At 40.6% G+C, this 16,497-nt stretch carries 21 protein-coding genes, 2 pseudogenes and 1 riboswitch; of the genes and pseudogenes, 15 read left to right on the forward strand and 8 right to left on the reverse strand.

Annotated features, from left to right (window positions below):
- Positions 1–169: 169 nt before the first annotated feature.
- The 3 genes from AC0KTX_RS14805 to cysK all read right to left on the reverse strand — a co-directional run bounded on the left by AC0KTX_RS14805 (position 170) and on the right by cysK (position 2,006).
- On the reverse strand, positions 170–484 hold the full coding sequence (locus tag AC0KTX_RS14805; RefSeq protein WP_474252888.1) for a DMT family transporter: 315 nt from the start codon (positions 482–484) through the stop codon (positions 170–172).
- On the reverse strand, positions 481–819 hold the full coding sequence (locus AC0KTX_RS14810) for a DMT family transporter (protein WP_474252889.1): 339 nt from the start codon (positions 817–819) through the stop codon (positions 481–483). The genes AC0KTX_RS14805 and AC0KTX_RS14810 overlap by 4 nt, the downstream gene beginning before the upstream one ends.
- Positions 820–878: 59 nt before the next feature.
- Positions 879–982, reverse strand: a riboswitch (guanidine-I (ykkC/yxkD leader).
- Positions 983–1,073: 91 nt separating this feature from the next.
- The gene (cysK, locus tag AC0KTX_RS14815; protein WP_474252890.1) at positions 1,074–2,006 is read right to left on the reverse strand and encodes a cysteine synthase A; all 933 of its coding nucleotides are present in this window, start codon (positions 2,004–2,006) and stop codon (positions 1,074–1,076) included.
- Between the two features lie 149 nt (positions 2,007–2,155).
- On the opposite strand from cysK, the gene thpR reads away from it, so the two are divergent.
- The 5 genes from thpR (at position 2,156) to AC0KTX_RS14840 (ending at position 5,584) form a co-directional block, all read left to right on the forward strand.
- Positions 2,156–2,707 carry an RNA 2',3'-cyclic phosphodiesterase gene (gene thpR, locus AC0KTX_RS14820; RefSeq protein WP_474252891.1) on the forward strand — a complete coding sequence of 184 codons (552 nt, stop codon included), beginning with the start codon at positions 2,156–2,158 and terminating at the stop codon, positions 2,705–2,707.
- 29 nt (positions 2,708–2,736) lie between these two features.
- Positions 2,737–3,129, forward strand: coding sequence for a CidA/LrgA family protein (locus AC0KTX_RS14825; protein WP_474252892.1), 393 nt, complete (start codon positions 2,737–2,739; stop codon positions 3,127–3,129).
- Positions 3,126–3,812: an LrgB family protein gene (locus AC0KTX_RS14830; protein ID WP_474252893.1), complete on the forward strand. Its 687-nt coding sequence runs from the start codon at positions 3,126–3,128 to the stop codon at positions 3,810–3,812. Before AC0KTX_RS14825 ends, AC0KTX_RS14830 begins: the two co-directional genes overlap by 4 nt.
- Positions 3,813–3,835: 23 nt before the next feature.
- Positions 3,836–4,603 carry an NERD domain-containing protein gene (locus AC0KTX_RS14835; protein WP_474252894.1) on the forward strand — a complete coding sequence of 256 codons (768 nt, stop codon included), beginning with the start codon at positions 3,836–3,838 and terminating at the stop codon, positions 4,601–4,603.
- A gap of 180 nt (positions 4,604–4,783) precedes the next feature.
- On the forward strand, positions 4,784–5,584 hold the full coding sequence (locus AC0KTX_RS14840) for a phosphotransferase (RefSeq protein WP_474252895.1): 801 nt from the start codon (positions 4,784–4,786) through the stop codon (positions 5,582–5,584).
- Here the strand turns inward: AC0KTX_RS14840 and AC0KTX_RS14845 are convergent.
- Positions 5,568–5,846 carry a YtzH-like family protein gene (locus tag AC0KTX_RS14845; RefSeq protein ID WP_474252896.1) on the reverse strand — a complete coding sequence of 93 codons (279 nt, stop codon included), beginning with the start codon at positions 5,844–5,846 and terminating at the stop codon, positions 5,568–5,570. The two genes, AC0KTX_RS14840 and AC0KTX_RS14845, sit on opposite strands and share 17 nt — an antisense overlap.
- Positions 5,847–5,983: 137 nt before the next feature.
- Here AC0KTX_RS14845 and trmB point away from each other — a divergent pair, with 137 nt between their 5' ends.
- Positions 5,984–6,622 (forward strand): tRNA (guanosine(46)-N7)-methyltransferase TrmB, encoded by a 639-nt coding sequence (trmB, locus tag AC0KTX_RS14850; RefSeq protein ID WP_474252897.1) that lies wholly within the window; start codon positions 5,984–5,986, stop codon positions 6,620–6,622.
- Between the two features lie 103 nt (positions 6,623–6,725).
- On the opposite strand, the gene AC0KTX_RS14855 is transcribed toward trmB, so the two are convergent.
- Both AC0KTX_RS14855 and AC0KTX_RS14860 read right to left on the reverse strand, forming a co-directional pair.
- Positions 6,726–7,514 carry an arginase family protein gene (locus AC0KTX_RS14855; protein ID WP_474252898.1) on the reverse strand — a complete coding sequence of 263 codons (789 nt, stop codon included), beginning with the start codon at positions 7,512–7,514 and terminating at the stop codon, positions 6,726–6,728.
- Between the two features lie 39 nt (positions 7,515–7,553).
- Positions 7,554–7,862 (reverse strand): hypothetical protein, encoded by a 309-nt coding sequence (locus AC0KTX_RS14860; protein ID WP_474252899.1) that lies wholly within the window; start codon positions 7,860–7,862, stop codon positions 7,554–7,556.
- 199 nt (positions 7,863–8,061) lie between these two features.
- Here AC0KTX_RS14860 and AC0KTX_RS14865 point away from each other — a divergent pair.
- The 6 genes and pseudogenes from AC0KTX_RS14865 (at position 8,062) to aceA (ending at position 13,440) form a co-directional block, all read left to right on the forward strand.
- Positions 8,062–9,134 (forward strand): annotated as a pseudogene (locus tag AC0KTX_RS14865) (M42 family metallopeptidase).
- Positions 9,135–9,162: 28 nt separating this feature from the next.
- Positions 9,163–9,714 carry a DUF84 family protein gene (locus tag AC0KTX_RS14870; protein WP_474252900.1) on the forward strand — a complete coding sequence of 184 codons (552 nt, stop codon included), beginning with the start codon at positions 9,163–9,165 and terminating at the stop codon, positions 9,712–9,714.
- 63 nt (positions 9,715–9,777) lie between these two features.
- Positions 9,778–10,098: pseudogene (locus tag AC0KTX_RS14875) on the forward strand (thioredoxin family protein); the annotation flags it as partial.
- Positions 10,099–10,123: 25 nt separating this feature from the next.
- A complete protein-coding gene (locus tag AC0KTX_RS14880; protein ID WP_474252901.1) occupies positions 10,124–10,927 on the forward strand; it encodes a DUF1444 domain-containing protein in 804 nt (267 codons plus the stop codon).
- Complete coding sequence (ytpR, locus tag AC0KTX_RS14885) at positions 10,924–11,529, forward strand: YtpR family tRNA-binding protein (RefSeq protein ID WP_474252902.1); 606 nt, start codon at positions 10,924–10,926, stop codon at positions 11,527–11,529. The genes AC0KTX_RS14880 and ytpR overlap by 4 nt, the downstream gene beginning before the upstream one ends.
- A gap of 624 nt (positions 11,530–12,153) precedes the next feature.
- Positions 12,154–13,440 carry an isocitrate lyase gene (gene aceA / locus AC0KTX_RS14890; protein ID WP_474252903.1) on the forward strand — a complete coding sequence of 429 codons (1,287 nt, stop codon included), beginning with the start codon at positions 12,154–12,156 and terminating at the stop codon, positions 13,438–13,440.
- 72 nt (positions 13,441–13,512) lie between these two features.
- On the opposite strand, the gene AC0KTX_RS14895 is transcribed toward aceA, so the two are convergent.
- A complete protein-coding gene (locus AC0KTX_RS14895) occupies positions 13,513–13,734 on the reverse strand; it encodes an IDEAL domain-containing protein (protein WP_474252904.1) in 222 nt (73 codons plus the stop codon).
- 236 nt (positions 13,735–13,970) lie between these two features.
- Here AC0KTX_RS14895 and AC0KTX_RS14900 point away from each other — a divergent pair, with 236 nt between their 5' ends.
- Positions 13,971–14,543: a competence protein ComK gene (locus AC0KTX_RS14900; protein WP_474252905.1), complete on the forward strand. Its 573-nt coding sequence runs from the start codon at positions 13,971–13,973 to the stop codon at positions 14,541–14,543.
- A 44-nt stretch (positions 14,544–14,587) separates the two neighbouring features.
- Here the strand turns inward: AC0KTX_RS14900 and AC0KTX_RS14905 are convergent, their stop codons facing one another.
- Complete coding sequence (locus tag AC0KTX_RS14905) at positions 14,588–14,962, reverse strand: YhjD family protein (protein WP_474252906.1); 375 nt, start codon at positions 14,960–14,962, stop codon at positions 14,588–14,590.
- Positions 14,963–15,109: 147 nt separating this feature from the next.
- Between AC0KTX_RS14905 and AC0KTX_RS14910 the strand changes: the two genes are divergently transcribed.
- A complete protein-coding gene (locus AC0KTX_RS14910; RefSeq protein WP_474252907.1) occupies positions 15,110–15,727 on the forward strand; it encodes a TVP38/TMEM64 family protein in 618 nt (205 codons plus the stop codon).
- A gap of 10 nt (positions 15,728–15,737) precedes the next feature.
- Positions 15,738–16,247: a signal peptidase I gene (gene lepB / locus AC0KTX_RS14915; RefSeq protein WP_474252908.1), complete on the forward strand. Its 510-nt coding sequence runs from the start codon at positions 15,738–15,740 to the stop codon at positions 16,245–16,247.
- Positions 16,248–16,497 lie beyond the last annotated feature (250 nt).

Raw genomic sequence — 16,497 nt, forward strand, 5'->3', positions numbered from 1 at the left:
TTTTTTTGTTTCGAAATCAATAAAAAATTGAACATTCTTAGTATTTTGAATCATCAGATTTAATTACTGCAATGCTAATGTTTTTGTGTAAAAATATAAAAAAATTTAGTGCCGAGGCGAAACCTATTGATTCTTCATTTCATTCATGGATCAAAAAGCGGGGCACCATTTATTCAACAAGCTTCAATCCAATGACAGAAACGATAATCAGGGCGATGAATGCCAATCTCCATTTGTCTTTCGGCTCGCCGTATACAAACATGCCGATCAGCGTGCTGCCGACAGTGCCGATTCCAGTCCAGACCGAATAGGCAATGCTCATTGGAATGTCATTCATCGCTATCGACAATAAACACAAGCTTAAAATAAATCCGCCAATCAGCAACGAGAAAGAAAAAATGCCAGGTTTCGCATTTACTTTTGCCAATCCAATAACACCGAAGACTTCACAGCATCCGGCCGCAATTAGAAGAAGCCAGCTCAAGATGATTCACCTTCTTTGTTTTTCCGTTTGCTTGATTGATAGTTTAAACCGATAATTCCGATTAACAACGTTAGGATAAACAAAATTTTCATCGGGGTTAAATGCGAACCGAACAAAATCCATTCCATCAAAACGGTTCCTAACGTTCCAAGACCTACAAAAATGATATAAACGGTGCCAGCCGGCAATTTTTTTCCTAAATAAACAAGGATTATAAAGCTTGCAATCATCGCGATAATGGTCAGCAGCCATTCAAAAATATTGCCGGCATGCTTTAAACCAATGACCCATGTCACTTCAAACATTGCCGCAACGATGATAAGCAGCCAATACATCAAATCATCACGTTCCTTTCCAAGTAAATCAAAAAACCTGCGAGAAACCGATAAGGTTATTCTCCCAGGCTTTTATCCTTCCGTGTACACAGCAACACTTACTGTGCGTTTTCTCTCGAACCAGACCAGCCCCAAAAGCTGCGGAACCCTAGAAAACTTTATTTTTTATGAAAATATTTACATGTTAAATTTTCTCATAAAACAAAAGAAAGTGCAATCGAAATTCAAGCAGCTGTTCCCGGTTTTGCTATTTGTTAATCGAATAGAAACAAATCGCTTGATAAATAACGTTCGCCTGTATCGGCTGTCATGCAGACGACCACTTCATCAGGGGACAATCGTTTTGCCACTTGGATGGCTGCAAAACAGGAAGCGCCTGAAGACGGCCCCACTAAAATTCCTTCTTCCCTTGCAAGGCTTCGGGTGATTTCATAGGCCTCTTCGTCTTTTACATGGATGATTTCGTCATAAATTTTTGTATTTAATGTTTTCGGAATAAATCCCGGGCTTGTCCCGACAAGTTTGTGCTTTCCCGGTTTTCCTCCAGACAAAACGGGGGAACCTGCCGGCTCAACAACATGGACTGTCATATTTGGAAAATGTTCTTTCAACGTTTCGCCTGTTCCGGTGATGGTTCCGCCTGTTCCAGATGTGGCGACAAATGCTGATAACGGTTTGCCGATTTTTTTCATCGCTTCAATGATTTCCAAGGCAGTCGTTTTTCGATGCGCATCAGGGTTTGCCGGATTTTCAAACTGCATCGGAATAAAGCTGTTTGGAATTTCTTTGGCAAGTTCTTCCGCTTTCTGAATAGCTCCCGGCATTTTTTGGTCTCCCGGAGTTAACACAACTTCTGCTCCAAAGGCTTTCAACAAGTTGATCCGCTCTTCTGTCATTGTATCGGGCATAACGATGATGGCGCGGTATCCTTTGGCTGCCGCATTCATGGCAAGTCCAATCCCGGTATTGCCGCTTGTGGGCTCGATAATCGTTGCACCGGGTTTTAATAAACCTTGTTTTTCAGCTTCAACAATCATATTGTAAGCTGCGCGGTCTTTTACGCTGCGGGTTGGATTGAAATATTCAAGTTTTACATATATATCGGCGCCGTTTTTAGGACAAATTTTGTTTAATTTGACTAATGGAGTATCTCCGATTAAATCAGCCACATTATTTGCTACACGCATGCAAAACACTTCCTTATTTTTGTTTGTATCCTTATCATATCATAATACAGGATTTTACTCTTTACAAACCCGTATATCAAGCCCGTGCAATGATCTATGCAAAGAATTTGCAGTTTTGTTAAAATATTTTCTAAAGTGAGGTTTTAAAAATGGAGAAACATTATTTCGTCGCATTGGATGTGCCGGAGCCGTCATCTCAATTGATTTATCATTGGGTTTGTCAAAATAAATGGCAATGGAGTTTTGCAAGCTATGTCCATCCTTCTGATTACCATTTAACATTAGCTTTTTTAGGAAGTGCTGAGAAAAGTACGCTTGCCAAACTGTCAACTGTCTTAAAAAAGGTTTGCGAACAGCACGGGTCTTTTACTTTGCAGCTTGCTGAAGCCGGGACTTTTGGGAGGTCGGGTTTTCCGAGAATTTTATGGATAGGGATAAAGGAAAACCATGAACTAAAGCGGTTAAGGGATTCGGTGTATGAAGTGTGCAAGCAATTAAAATTTTCCCTGGATGAGCGCCCGTTTAAACCGCATATAACCGTTGCGAGAAAATGGAAAGCCGATTCTCCTTTTTCGATTCACAAGACAGACAACGCTGTTTTTCACAATGAATCCATTTCCGTTCGTTCTGTCACATTATTTCAAACCAATTTCAAGCAAATTCCGAAATATGAGGCGATTCAACAATATTCACTGCATTGATCTTTTTGGATTGATTGGAGAGGAGAAATTTGAAAGGAATCAAAATTGTTGGGCAAATATGTTTGTTGTATGCCTTCTATATGATTGGGAACTTTGTGCAAAATATGCTGGATTTAATGATACCCGGAAGCATCATTGGCATGATCCTTCTTTTTGTTTTTTTGCATATAAAATCATTTCCGGTTGATTTGTTTAAAGACGGCTGCTCTGTATTAGTAAAGCATTTGCCGCTTTTATTTATTCCGGCGACCGTCGGCGTGATGAATTATTTTTCGCTTTTTTTCAGTTCGTCCGGAATACGTTCGGTATTCATCACAATCATCAGCACCGTAATGGTCATGGTTTCCGCATCTGTCGTCAGCCAGTGGCTGATGCAGAAAAAACGAAAAACGATTCAGCAAGAAGAAGGGAAGCGTCTATGACAATGTTGGTATCGCTGGCTATGATTTTATTGACCATCATGATTTATTTGTTGATGGTTCGGTTATATAACAAAATTCATATTCCTTTATTGGTTCCGATTGCTACGTCTTCAACTGTCATCATTGCTGTTTTACTTATGTTCCATATACCTTATCAAACGTTTATGCTTGGAGGAAAATGGATTGATGAACTTCTTGGCCCAGCGGTGGTAGCTTTGGCATACCCGCTTTACCAGCATCGCAAAACATTGCAAAAGTTTGCTCTGTCCATTGTGGCTAGTGCTTTGGCTGGGACGATCATTGGTCTGATTTCCGGGATTTTATTGTCTATATTATTTGGGATTGATCAAAAGCAGATTCTTTCATTGGCGCCCAAATCAGTCACAACGCCGGTGGCAATGGATATTGCGTCAATGATTGGCGGCAACCCGACTCTTTCAGCTGTCTATGTTATGGTAGCCGGGATGTTCGGGGCAATGTTCGGACCGTATGTATTAAAAGTTTTTCGTATTCGTCATCCGATTTCTATCGGCATTGGTTTTGGCACAGCTTCCCATGGAATCGGAACAGCCAAAGCGGGAGAAAATGGGGAATTGGCCGGAGCGATCGGCTCGATCACCATGACGTTAAGCGCCTTATTTGCTTCATTGCTTTGCCCGATGATCGTTCATTTATTCATGTAATGGAAGAGGGAGATGAAACGGTTTTGGCACAATTACTCAAGCTCGAGGATTATATTTCAAGATATGAAATAGACCCGTACCGCTATTCCAGTCAATTTATTCGAATGAAAAAAAAACAGTGGGAAGAAATCAAAAACCAATTTGAGCAAGCAATGGCTACTGAAGAGGATAAACTCGGTTTGATCGATAATGCCAAACAGGCGTTTTTAGACAAGATTTTTCTTTCCCAACTTGTGTGGGCAAGTTCGACGATCCGGCAAATTTCAGAGCTTGATCAACGATATAAACAAGATTCCTTATTAAAATATTTTTTGCAAAGCTTTCCCGATAATTGCTTTCTAATGTATTTTCCGGTCTTTCAAATTAAAAAAGCTTCTGTCCAAGGTGAAATGATTTTCATTCGACCGACGGATATAGTTTGTTTGACAGCGCTTGAAGGCGAAGAAGACAATGTATTGATTGGCGGGAAAGGGAATTTTTGGTTAGAACGAAACAGCAGAGGGGAAAGAAAAATAGTGGCGCCTACCATTGCGTTGGAGCGGACGGAAAAAATCGTTCATTCCATTTTGCGTGAAAACGGCCTTCATCTGCCTATCCGAAAAACTTTATTAAACCGAAAAGGATTTATCCATGCGCACGAACTTTCCCGTGAATGGGAATGTGTGGATAAACGAAACTACGATAGTTGGTTTCAAAAAATGCGGCATCAGCCTTCACCTGTTAAGTATTTGCAGCTAAAAGCGGCAAAGGTGTTGATGGCATCCTGCAAAACCGAAGCAGTGGACCGCTGATTTTTTAAAAAATGGGGAAGTTGTCTGCGTTTTACTTTATGCAGAAGATGGTTTTAGTTTTTCTTGACGAAAAAGACCTGTTGAAGATAAAATTTAAAGGGATAGCTATTGAAAAAAATAACGTCAATAGCTGTCTTTTTTATTGTCAGTTAAAACTTTAAATGAAATGTGGGCTTAAAATTGAAAGCGAATTGGTTGGAAGATGTATTAGGCAGCGAATGGAAAATATTACCTGCTGGTGGAGCAACAGGAGAAGCTTTTTATGCCGAAAAAGATGGAAAAAAACTGTTTTTAAAGCGGAATTCCTCTCCGTTCTTAGCCGTTTTGTCTGCGGAAGGAATCGTTCCGAAACTTGTCTGGACGAAAAGAATGGAAAACGGCGATGTCATCACCGCTCAGCATTGGTTGAATGGACGCGGCTTAAAGCCGAAAGATATGAAAAACGAACATGTGGCGGAGCTTCTGAGAAAGATCCACCAGTCCAGCGATTTGCATGATATGTTGAGACGTTTGGGAAAAGAGCCGCTTTCCCCGGAAAAGCTTCTCGAATATATAAATGAAGTGTTGGATTCAAGCCTGTTCACATCAAAGCTTGTTCAAGAAACAATCCATTATTTGGAAAAAACAGTGCAAGACGTTCACCATGATGAGGCAGTTGTCTGTCATTGCGACGTTCACCATAATAATTGGCTGTTGTCAGATGATAACCGACTGTATTTGATCGACTGGGATGGCGCTATGATTGCCGATCCGGCCATTGATTTAGGCATGCTTTTATATACGTATATTCATAAAAAAGATTGGCAGGATTGGTTGGAGATTTATGGAGAACGATTAACCGATCACTTGGAAATGCGCATGTATTGGTATGTGTTGGCGCAAGCAATTGTTTCGCTTTCTATGGCGAACCAAAAAAATCAGCAAAAAGAATTGGCGGAGCGGCTGGAATTTTTGAATGTTTTACTTAAGAAAAGGTATTGAGATCCAAGATCCATTGAGAAAGCTGCTGCTGGTATGCATTTATATGTTTGGTGGAGTCTCGGGAATATTTTCCTTGCTGGCTGTACGAATAAATGGATTCCAGCGACTGTTTTAACTGCTCATTCACTGCATCATTGGCGATAAGAGATTGAATGAGCCGTTCCAATTGTTCGTATTCCGCAACTGTTCCACAACATTCACTTTCATGTTCAGATAAAATGTCTTTTAAAAGCATCAATTGATCTTGATGGCTTAAAGGCATGTTTTTCACCCCGTTTCTTTTAAAAGTAGGATATGCATCCTGTCCACGATCTATACAAAAGAGCCGTATGTGTTCAACGGCTCTTTTACATGAAATAAATTTTTTTGGTTTCAACCCACGAATGGAAGAGGTGGATTATGCGTTTAAGAAATAAACCTTGGGCCGGCGAATTTATAGCGAATCATCCGGAGTTTGTCATCCCTCGGCCAAACGAATGGAAAGGGAAATGGAAAAGACTTTTTGACAACGAACAGCCTATCCATATTGAAGTTGGTACCGGTAAAGGCAAGTTTATTGTTGAAATGGCAAAACGGCACCCCCACATCAACTATATTGGAATTGAACGGCAGCAAAGCGTCATCGTCTCCGCTTTAAAAAAAATAAAGGAAGAGGGACTTTCGAATGTAAAACTCATCAATGTCAATGCGAGCGAGTTGACGGATATATTTGACAAAGGTGAGGTTGAGCGCATTTATTTAAACTTTTCTGATCCTTGGCCGAAAAAACGGCATGGCAAGCGCCGTTTAACCCATCCTGTATTTTTAACCGTGTTTGAACGCATTTTGGCAAATGGAGGAGAACTTCATTTCAAAACGGACAACCAAGGGTTGTTTGAATTCTCGCTCGTGAGCTTTTCAGAGTTTGGTCTGCTTTTAAAGAGCGTCAGCCTTGACTTGCATAACAGCGGCTTTGAAGGCAATATTATGACCGAGTATGAAGAAAAGTTTTCTAAAAAAGGGCATAAAATTTATCGCGCTGAAGTCCAATTTCGTTAACCCATCCCGTTGTTGAATCGGGGTGGGTTCATTTTTGGGAAAAGGCATATGTTGATGCTTATGAGAAATCGGGGTAGTTATTGATACGGCAAGGAAAAAGATTTTATGCGAAATGCTTTGTCTCGTGCAGGCTGTGTTCGTTCACAAAAGCTTTTAAAATTTTTAAATTGATTTTTTCGTTGCGGGAAATACCCCTGTTGTCCAGCGTGGAAAAGGATACCATTTTTTTCGGTGCTTCTCCGCAAATATCAAGGCCGATTACTTTTGTTTCCTTTCTGATGATCCTCAAGTAAAAAAACAATGCGGCTACGGTCATTACCCCTTGATCCCAATTCGTTATCGCTTCTTCTCTTTTTAAAACATCTTTGTCAATGCTGATGTAAACGGGTTCATTTTTCATGTTGGCCAAAAGCCGTACAATCACTTGATGGTTTTCAGGCTCATATGGAATAATATGCAACGTTTTGTTGGCTGCATTCACTGCTGTGCAGCTTTTGGGTCCGATTAAAATGGCTTTAGATAAATATGGGATGTCTTTTAATGCAAAAGAAACCCACGAACCGCAGGAAATGGGCATGTTTTCTTGAACTGCTTTATCGTCAAGATCTGTATGGTGATCAAATAAAATCAAAGCAAAAGGGTGTTTTATTTCTTTGAGCAATAAATAGGTTACATAGTGAAAATCCCCGCTGCCGATCAAGGTAATTCCTTTTTGTTTTCGGTATGAAAGCTTTTTTTCAATAATTTTTAAAGAATGGCTGTCACAAAAAAGACGCGTTCCCTTCAAATTTGACAAATGAATATCGTCATGAGGAATGGACATCAGCTTCCTCTGCGTTTGATAGGTGTCATCAAAATGCAAAACCGTCACACCTTTATTCACGATCCCCATTTTTCTTCCTCCCCCCAAGAAGAAAAACTTAAAAAATCTTTACGCTTTCATCACATCTAAAATAGTTCCGGTCGTTGAATCAACAATCACTTCAAATTGCTCCTGTATATCGTTGTTTACAAGATTTATCCCTGCTTGATAGACTTTATACGCTATCCCGTTTTTTTCATAGTCTTGAGGAACTGTGTAAATCCAAGAACCGTTGATTGTTCCTTTTTCTTTAAACGCCTTTTTTACCAATGAGAGCGCCTTTTCAGACGGAAGCATGTGGCGTTTAACATTGTTTTGCAGAAAATAGCCTGCCAATATTCCGGCGCCGAAAGCAATAAGGAGATTTTTCCATTTCACAAAGATTTCCCTCCGTTCCATTAAACGAGTAGTAAAATAATCGAGAAAAAAAGTTTATTTTAAGTATAACGCATTATGGTTTGTTTTGCCTTATTTCCATCTTGAAACCTGACGGGAGATTTTTTGCAAAAGATGTTAAAATAATCGTATACATACCTTGATGTCATTTTGATACATTCATGATAAAGGGGACATTGTGATGGAAAAAGAGACGTTGGAATTGTTTCGGACTTTGACCGAACTGCCGGGTGCACCCGGAAATGAACATGCCGTTCGCTGTTTTATGAGGAAAGAATTGGAAAAGTATGGGATGAAGTGATTCAAGATAAATTAGGAAGTATTTTTGGCGTTAAACGGGGAAACGTGGACGGACCCGTTGTGATGGTGGCAGGCCATATGGATGAAGTTGGTTTTATGGTTACTTCTATTACAGATAACGGGATGATCCGCTTTCAGCCGCTTGGTGGCTGGTGGAGTCAAGTATTGCTTGCCCAGCGGGTGCAAATCATAACCGATTCGGATCCTGTTGTCGGGGTGATTTCCTCCATTCCGCCTCATTTGTTGGATGAGGAAAAAAGGAAAAAACCGATGGAAATCCAAAACATGCTCATTGACATAGGGGCTGATAGCAGGGAAGATGCGAAAGCGATCGGAATTAAACCCGGCCAGTCCATTGTGCCAATCTGCCCGTTTACACCGATGGCCAACTCCAAGAAAATTTTAGCGAAAGCTTGGGATAACCGATACGGCTGCGGACTAGCCATCGAGTTGCTCAAAGAGATGAAAGGTGAAAGCCTCCCCAACATTTTGTATTCCGGTGCAACTGTCCAAGAAGAAGTGGGGCTAAGAGGAGCGCAAACGGCAGCGAACATGATTCAGCCTGAAATCTTTTTTGCTTTGGATGCTAGCCCTGCGAACGATATGAGTGGAGACAAAAATGAATTTGGCCAGCTTGGAAAAGGTGTTTTATTGAGAATTTTCGATCGATCGATGGTGACTCATCGGGGAATGAGAGAATTTGTTCTGGATACAGCCGAGACGAATCACATTCCTTATCAATATTTTGTTTCCCAAGGTGGGACGGATGCTGGACGGGTGCATATTGCAAACAACGGCGTTCCTTCAGCTGTGATTGGCATCTGTTCCAGATATATTCACACACATGCGTCCATCATCCATGTTGATGACTATGCAGCGGCTAAAGAACTGCTGATCAAGCTTGTCAAAGCATGCGACCGATCAACAGTTGATCAACTGAAGCAAAATGCATGAAAAAACCAGTGCAATGGAGGAACGAAAATTGAAAGTTGCGATCGGATCCAAAAATCCTGTCAAAATTGAAGCGGTAAAAGAAGCCTTTTCTTTTTTACCATTCAAGGAAATTGAATGGATCGCCAAAGATGTGCCGTCAGGTGTTTCCGCTCAGCCGTTTTCTGATGATGAAACGTTGAAAGGAGCCGTAAACAGGGCAAAAAATGCATTGAATAAAGAAAAAGCGGATATGGCTTTTGGACTTGAAGGGGGCGTTGATGTTACCGCCAACGGATTGTTTTTGTGCAATTGGGGAGCTTTAGTTGATCAGGATGGGAATGAATATGTCGCAGGCGGGGCGCGAATCCGCCTCCCCGATGAATTTTTAAAGCCGCTGCAGCAAGGACTGGAGCTTGGCGAAGTAATGGATCAATATGCTAAAAAGCGAAATGTCAGACAAAATGAAGGGGCAATCGGCATTTTTACGAACGGGTTAGTCGATCGGAAAGGAATGTTTGTCCATTTGACAAAGCTTTTAGTCGGACAATATTTGTATCATAGAAAAATGAATGAATTTGCTTCCATGCATCATCCGGGCTAGTTTCTGGCTTTTTCCCTTGAAGTTTGTTAAGATTCCTATAAAAACGATGAAGGAGACCAGCAAGCCATGAAAAAAATTGAATCTGTAGAACAATTTTGGGAAAAAACAAAAGGAAAAAAAGCAGTTTTCATGTTTTCGGCAGATTGGTGCCCAGACTGCCGTTCTATTGAACCTGCTCTTCCAGAACTGGAAAAAGAAAATGCCGATTTCACTTTTTATTCTGTCGATCGCGACGAATTTATTGATTTGTGCGGTGAATTAAACGTTTTTGGAATTCCAAGTTTTATTGTATGGGACGAGGGGAAGGAAATCGGACGTTTTGTAAGCAAAGACCGAAAAACAAAAGAAGAAATCCAGCAGTTTTTGGATGGATTACATGTTTAACGGCGGAAGGGAATGAAAAACCTTCATGAAATCTGAACAGATGGTTGAACTGTTGAAGGAAAAATTAAAGCAGTATCCATTTCAATATACGTTTGATCGTAAAAAAGATACATTAAGAATTGAAGATCCAGAACTGGATAACGGACTGACGGTCTCCCTGCCGGGTTTGATCGCCAAATGGAATGAAGAGAAGGAAAGTGCCGTAGATGAATTTGTTTATTATATTACCGAATCATTCTCAGCGATGAAAAAAAACGGAAGATTAAGCGGAAAAGAAAAAAATATATATCCTGTTATCCGTTCCGCTTCATTTCCTACTGAATCAAACGGCGTTCCGCTTCTTTATGACGACCATACTGCCGAAACACGCATTTATTATGCGCTTGATCTTGGTAAAACATATCGGTTAATCGACGAAAAAATGATGGAAAAAGAAAATTGGACCCATTCGCGCATCAGGGAGATTGCTTGCTTTAACTTGCGTTCATTGCCAATAAAGGCAAAAGAAGATAAAGTGGCGGGAAATGTTTTTTACTTTTTTAACACAAATGACGGGTATGACGCCAGCAGAATATTGAATGATTCCCTTTTAAGAGAGTATGAACAAAAAGTTCAGGGAGACATGACCATCAGCGTTCCGCATCAAGATGTCCTCATTATCGGAGATATCCGCAATGAAACGGGGTATGATGTGCTGGCTCAGCTGACGATGAGTTTTTTCACGAATGGGCGGGTGCCGATTACCGCTTTGTCTTTCCTTTATGAAAATAAAAAGCTGGAACCGATTTTTATTTTGGCAAAAAATCGGAAGAAAGGGGATTCATCATGAATGTTTTTTACAACAATGAGGGAGTAGGCGACGTGCTTCTTATACGGTTGCATGACGTTTCTTACGATCAAAAGCAATTTGAACGGAAAGGCGATGTCGCAAGAATTTATCATCAAGAGACAGGAAAAACAGCCGGTTTTAATATTTTCAATGCTTCCAGCTATCATCCATTTGCAGGCCGCGGTGAAGTGAAGTTGACGGAAGAGCTTTTGGAAAAGATCAATCAAATCATTGTGAAAAATGGCTTTAATGAACAAATAGAAGCAGATTTATCGCCGAAATTTGTTGTCGGACATGTGCTGGAAAAAAAGAAGCATCCAAACGCCGACAAGCTTAGCATTTGCAAAGTGGATGTCGGTGATGAAGTGCTGCAAATTGTTTGCGGTGCACCGAATGTTGCCGCCGGCCAAAAAGTGGTCGTTGCCAAAGTGGGAGCGGTAATGCCCAGCGGAATGATTATCAAAGACGCAGAGCTTAGAGGCGTCGCCTCAAGCGGCATGATCTGCTCGGCAAAAGAACTAAACTTGCCGAATGCACCGAAAGAAAAAGGAATTCTTGTGCTGGAGGATTACCGAAAAGCGGGGGAGCCGTTTTTTCAATAATGGGATGAACTTTGGATGTAATCTATATCGTTTTTTCTGCTAACACGCGCTGAACGAACCTTGTTTAGCGCGTGTTTTTTTGAGGAGAAATCCCCTTTTTTTGCCAAGTAGCTTAGGAAATCGTTAACCAAAGCTTATCAAAGGTGATAAGAAATCAAAAACAGTGAATTTTCAAAAAAATCTTCCAATTACCCTTAATCTGTTATATATTAATATTGTAAATTTTAAAATTGTTTTATAACAAAGGCAGGTGAAAAACATGGAATCTTGAGGAAGGCTGCGGCTCCGATCCATTGGAACGGTTGTCGATACCAGCCAAAGGCGTCATGGAAGCCAGCTTCATGAAAAAGGGACTAGTTTGAAAAATGAAAGGACAGTTTGGCAAAAAAGTCCACTATGCAAGATGTTTGAATGAATGCGAAAAAGCTTTTTGCCCGAAATGATGATCCCGTCTTTTGGCATTTCCGGCAAGAAGCAGTTAAATGAAAGAGCGCATAGTTGAGAACAAAGATCTTTCATAAAGCAGTATCAAAAATATGTTATGACACGAACGTTTTTTCCATTTGTTCGTGTGGAAAATGATGTTTTTGTTTGACAAACGATCGAAAAAGGGGAGAGGGAAGAATGACAACAATAAACGAGAAAGCAAGACAATTGCAGGAAAGCTGGGAAAAAGATGAACGCTGGAAAGGAATTCGCCGCCCCTATTCAGCAGAGGATGTTTTGAAACTGAGAGGTTCCATTGAAATTGAATATACGCTTGCCAAAAGAGGAGCGGAGAAATTTTGGAAGTTGATGCAAACCGAGGAATATGTGAATGCTCTTGGGGCATTGACAGGCAATCAAGCAGTCCAACAGGTAAAGGCAGGATTAAAGGCAATTTATTTAAGCGGCTGGCAAGTAGCGGCTGATGCCAATCTTTCGGGTCAGATGTATCCGGACCAAAGTCTGTATCCTTCTAACAGCGTGCCTCATGTAGTCAAACGGATTAATCAAGCTTTGCAGCGAGCAGATCAAATTCATCACATGGAAGGGGATCATTCCATCGATTGGTTCGTTCCGATTGTTGCGGATGCTGAAGCTGGATTTGGGGGTCAATTGAACGTTTTTGAATTAATGAAAGCAATGATTGAGGCGGGGGCTGCTGCCGTTCATTTTGAGGATCAGTTGTCTTCCGAAAAAAAATGCGGCCACTTGGGCGGAAAGGTTTTGCTCCCGACGCAAACAGCTATTCGCAATTTGATTGCTGCACGGCTGGCAGCTGATGTGATGAATGTTCCGACTGTTATCATCGCCCGCACGGACGCCAATGCCGCCGATCTGATCACAAGCGATATCGATGACAGGGATAAAGAGTTTATAACCGGGGAACGGACGCAGGAAGGATTTTTCCGTACTCGCGCAGGGCTTGATCAGGCGATCGCCAGAGGCTTGGCATATGCGCCATACGCCGATATGATTTGGTGTGAAACGTCTGAACCGAATTTGGAAGAAGCACGGAAGTTTGCTGAAGCCATTCATGAAAAATATCCCGGCAAATTATTGGCATATAACTGTTCTCCTTCCTTTAACTGGAAGAAAAAACTTGACGATGAATCGATCGCACGTTTTCAAAAGGAAATTGCTTCTTTTGGTTACAAATTCCAATTTGTCACTTTAGCTGGATTCCATGCATTGAATTTCAGCATGTTTGAACTCGCCCGCAAGTATAAGGAACAAGGGATGGCAGCTTACTCCGAACTTCAGCAAGCCGAATTTGAAAGTGAGCAGTATGGTTATACAGCCACGCGGCATCAGAGGGAAGTAGGAACGGGTTATTTTGATGAGGTTGCCCAAGTTATCACTGGAGGAACTTCTTCTACGACCGCTTTAAAAGGGTCTACGGAAGCTGAACAATTTACGACAGCATAACGTGACCGGCCATTCAATCATTACCTTCACATAGATTGAGCCAATCCTTCCGGGATTGGCTTTTTTTATCGTTTAACGCACCCATTTGCCATATTCTTTGGATAACACCATAAATGCTTCTCTATCTTTTTTGTCCAGCGCCTCGTTTATTTTCTCCTCCAACATTTTCTTCCGATGATTAAACCATGCTTCATCGAAAATCATTCTGATGTAGACATCGAGCATATAATCTTCCGCTTTTGTCTTTACAGATCGGGTTTTCATTATTTCGGAATATGATTTCCGGTTTTCCATAACCCATCACCCCTGATGCCTTTTTTATATTATATGGATTTCCGGGAAAAAAATCAACTAATTATTTATAATTTTTGAAAAATTCTATTATAAGCCTTTTGAGGTAGCAATTGAAACTGAATATTAAAAAAATATCGATTTTTTTGAAAAAATGTAGAAATTTTTGGTGTTTAATGGTACATTTGAATCAGGGATAATTGTCCCAATATTACATAATTTTAGGAGGGAAGAACGTTATGTCGATCAAATCGCATGAAGCAAAAAATTTTGTCATCAACGGCGATACGATGGCTGTTTTGCCGGTAAAGGAGGAAAATCAGCTGTACTCCAAAATTTTAGAAATATCCGGAGAGCGCATCGTTCCTATCCGACCCTATCATGTCGTAGATCAAAGCTGCCACTATTATGGATCGAGTTTTAAAGGGAGGGTGGAAGGATCGAAAAAATTGCTCGGCATGAACAAAAAAGTTCCGATCGTTGTTGACCCTGCTAACTCACTTTATTTTTTTCCTACCCATTCTCCGATCAGGCATGAATGCGCATGGCTCTCTCACGCTCACATTTCCCGTTTTCTCAAAGCTGAATCGAATTGTACGGAAGTGATTTTTCATAATGGCCAAAAAATGGTCATGGATATTTCCTATTCTTCATTTGCTTTCCAATTTTTTAAAACCGCTCATTTGCGGACGATTATTTCTTCGAGAGTTGAATATGAGCAGCGCCGCATGAGTGCGATCCTTTTTTCAAATGACCAGCAGGCATATATTTATGAACAGCTCGTCAGAGAATTACGAAAAGATAGTTTGTAATATTTTCTTTCAGCACGTAAGAAGATCAGCCGCTTACGTGCTTTTTAGTGGTGGATTTGAGTTTTTTCTGTTTTAAACAAATAATGCTCCAACAGTTCATTCACTTTGTTTCGGATTCTCGGATTGAAATAACTATGGTGCTCTTCGTATCCGTTGTAATAGAAAGCATACATGGTGAATGCATCGTCCTGCTGGACTTTTAAAACTTTAATTTTTTGCCTCCGCAATTGTCGGCGAACGTCTGCCAAATCTTTTTGCACAAGTTTTAAGGCCTGCTCGATTAAATGAATATAAGGCTCTTTCAACTTGAAAGGGCTTTTTTCCACCACCGCCATATCTTTGTTCAGTACGGCGGCAGTCATCGGCAAATAAATCGCTTGTTCAATCAAGTCGCGAATGTCATTCGGTATTTTTGACATTTTCAAAACCCTCTCTTTAGAACATATGTTCTATATTTATTATAAATGATTACAACAAATTGACAATGAAATGTTTCTCCCAATTTTCAACTTTTGTCTAAAAGGTGTAAAATAAAAGGAGACGCAGTAAGTTGAGGGAGACAAAAAATGGACATCATAGCTTATTTAGATTCGATTACAATAGAAGATATTGAACATCTATTTCATAAATATCAGGCGCTTGGACCGCTTCCCGGCATTTTGCTGCCGCTCCTTGAGTCGTTTTTGCCGTTTTTGCCGCTCATGCTTTTTGTTATTGCCAATGCCAATTCATTCGGCTTGTGGCTCGGTTTTTTGTATTCTTGGGTTGGTTCATCAGCAGGGTCGTTGCTTGTTTTTTTCATTATCAGAAGGTTTGGCAGAAAGCGTTTTTTGCGTTTTTTAAGCAGGCATGATAAGGTGAAAAGAATGATGAACTGGGTCGAACGGCATGGATTTGCGCCTTTGTTTTTATTGCTTTGTTTCCCGTTTACCCCATCAGCGCTTGTAAACGTAGTGGCGGGGCTTTCCAAAATCAATACTTGGCAGTTTGCCCTTGCTGTTTTATCCGGGAAACTTGTGATGATCTTTATGCTGAGCTTTTCCGGGTATGATTTGCGGGCGCTGGTGGAGGAGCCTATTCGGTTAACCATTGTCTGCGTTGTGATGGCCTTGTTATGGTTTATCGGCAAAAAAATTGAACAACGCCTGAATGTCTCGTTAATCAAACGAAATGACAAAAAGTAGGTGAAGAACAATGAATAAAAAAATGGTCGTTGCCGGAATCATCACAACGTCAATAGTATCGACCTTTTTTATCAAAAATATCGTTTTGGCCGAATATACCGTCGATGGGGCATCCATGCAGCCAACATTAAAAGAAGGGCATCATTTTTACATTAATAAATGGTCGTATCGGTTTGAGAATGTAAAACGGTTCGATATTATCGTGTTTCATATTCCTGAGGAAGAAGAAGTTCTCGTCAAAAGAGTCATCGGTCTTCCGGGGGAAAAGATAGAATATAAAAATGACAAACTTTATGTAAATGGCAAATTCTTTCCAGAACCCTTTTTAAAAACCAATAAAAAGAGGGAGTTTGGAAATGCGATCACCGGTGATTTTACATTAAAGGAAATCACCGGAAAAGAAAGAGTTCCGGATGGCTGTCTATTCGTCATTGGAGATAATCGATTGATCAGCAGGGACAGCCGCCATTTCGGTTTTGTCCGCCTAAAAGATGTCATAGGCAAAGTAAATCTTGAATAGCTTTTGCAGAACAAATTTTCGCCGCCATTGGATTTTCCGGTTTATTTACAGTAAAATGATTTTGACAATAGATCGATCGGCATGGGACAAGCGATTGTCCCATTTTCCATTTCAACGCCTAAAAAGTCCTGCGGTAATATGTCAAGGTGAAAAATCATAGAAATTGGAAATTCCCTTGTCCGATGATCCGAAAAAAGGCAATACTGAAGAAACCCAGTATTGGTACATGTAATAAACTGGGTCTAAAGGT

It is taken from the genome of Aeribacillus sp. JST-2, assembly GCF_056032925.1.

Bases quoted from the DNA above. Each gene is read 5' to 3' on its own strand.
- AC0KTX_RS14810 (WP_474252889.1), bottom strand. From the start codon at position 819: ATGTATTGGCTGCTTATCATCGTTGCGGCAATGTTTGAAGTGACATGG.
- cysK (WP_474252890.1), bottom strand. From the start codon at position 2,006: ATGCGTGTAGCAAATAATGTGGCTGATTTAATCGGAGATACTCCATTA.
- thpR (WP_474252891.1), top strand. From the start codon at position 2,156: ATGGAGAAACATTATTTCGTCGCATTGGATGTGCCGGAGCCGTCATCT.
- AC0KTX_RS14830 (WP_474252893.1), top strand. From the start codon at position 3,126: ATGACAATGTTGGTATCGCTGGCTATGATTTTATTGACCATCATGATT.
- AC0KTX_RS14845 (WP_474252896.1), bottom strand. From the start codon at position 5,846: ATGCCTTTAAGCCATCAAGATCAATTGATGCTTTTAAAAGACATTTTA.
- trmB (WP_474252897.1), top strand. From the start codon at position 5,984: ATGCGTTTAAGAAATAAACCTTGGGCCGGCGAATTTATAGCGAATCAT.
- AC0KTX_RS14855 (WP_474252898.1), bottom strand. From the start codon at position 7,514: ATGGGGATCGTGAATAAAGGTGTGACGGTTTTGCATTTTGATGACACC.
- AC0KTX_RS14880 (WP_474252901.1), top strand. From the start codon at position 10,124: ATGAAATCTGAACAGATGGTTGAACTGTTGAAGGAAAAATTAAAGCAG.
- ytpR (WP_474252902.1), top strand. From the start codon at position 10,924: ATGAATGTTTTTTACAACAATGAGGGAGTAGGCGACGTGCTTCTTATA.
- aceA (WP_474252903.1), top strand. From the start codon at position 12,154: ATGACAACAATAAACGAGAAAGCAAGACAATTGCAGGAAAGCTGGGAA.
- AC0KTX_RS14895 (WP_474252904.1), bottom strand. From the start codon at position 13,734: ATGGAAAACCGGAAATCATATTCCGAAATAATGAAAACCCGATCTGTA.
- AC0KTX_RS14900 (WP_474252905.1), top strand. From the start codon at position 13,971: ATGTCGATCAAATCGCATGAAGCAAAAAATTTTGTCATCAACGGCGAT.
- AC0KTX_RS14905 (WP_474252906.1), bottom strand. From the start codon at position 14,962: ATGTCAAAAATACCGAATGACATTCGCGACTTGATTGAACAAGCGATT.
- AC0KTX_RS14910 (WP_474252907.1), top strand. From the start codon at position 15,110: ATGGACATCATAGCTTATTTAGATTCGATTACAATAGAAGATATTGAA.
- lepB (WP_474252908.1), top strand. From the start codon at position 15,738: ATGAATAAAAAAATGGTCGTTGCCGGAATCATCACAACGTCAATAGTA.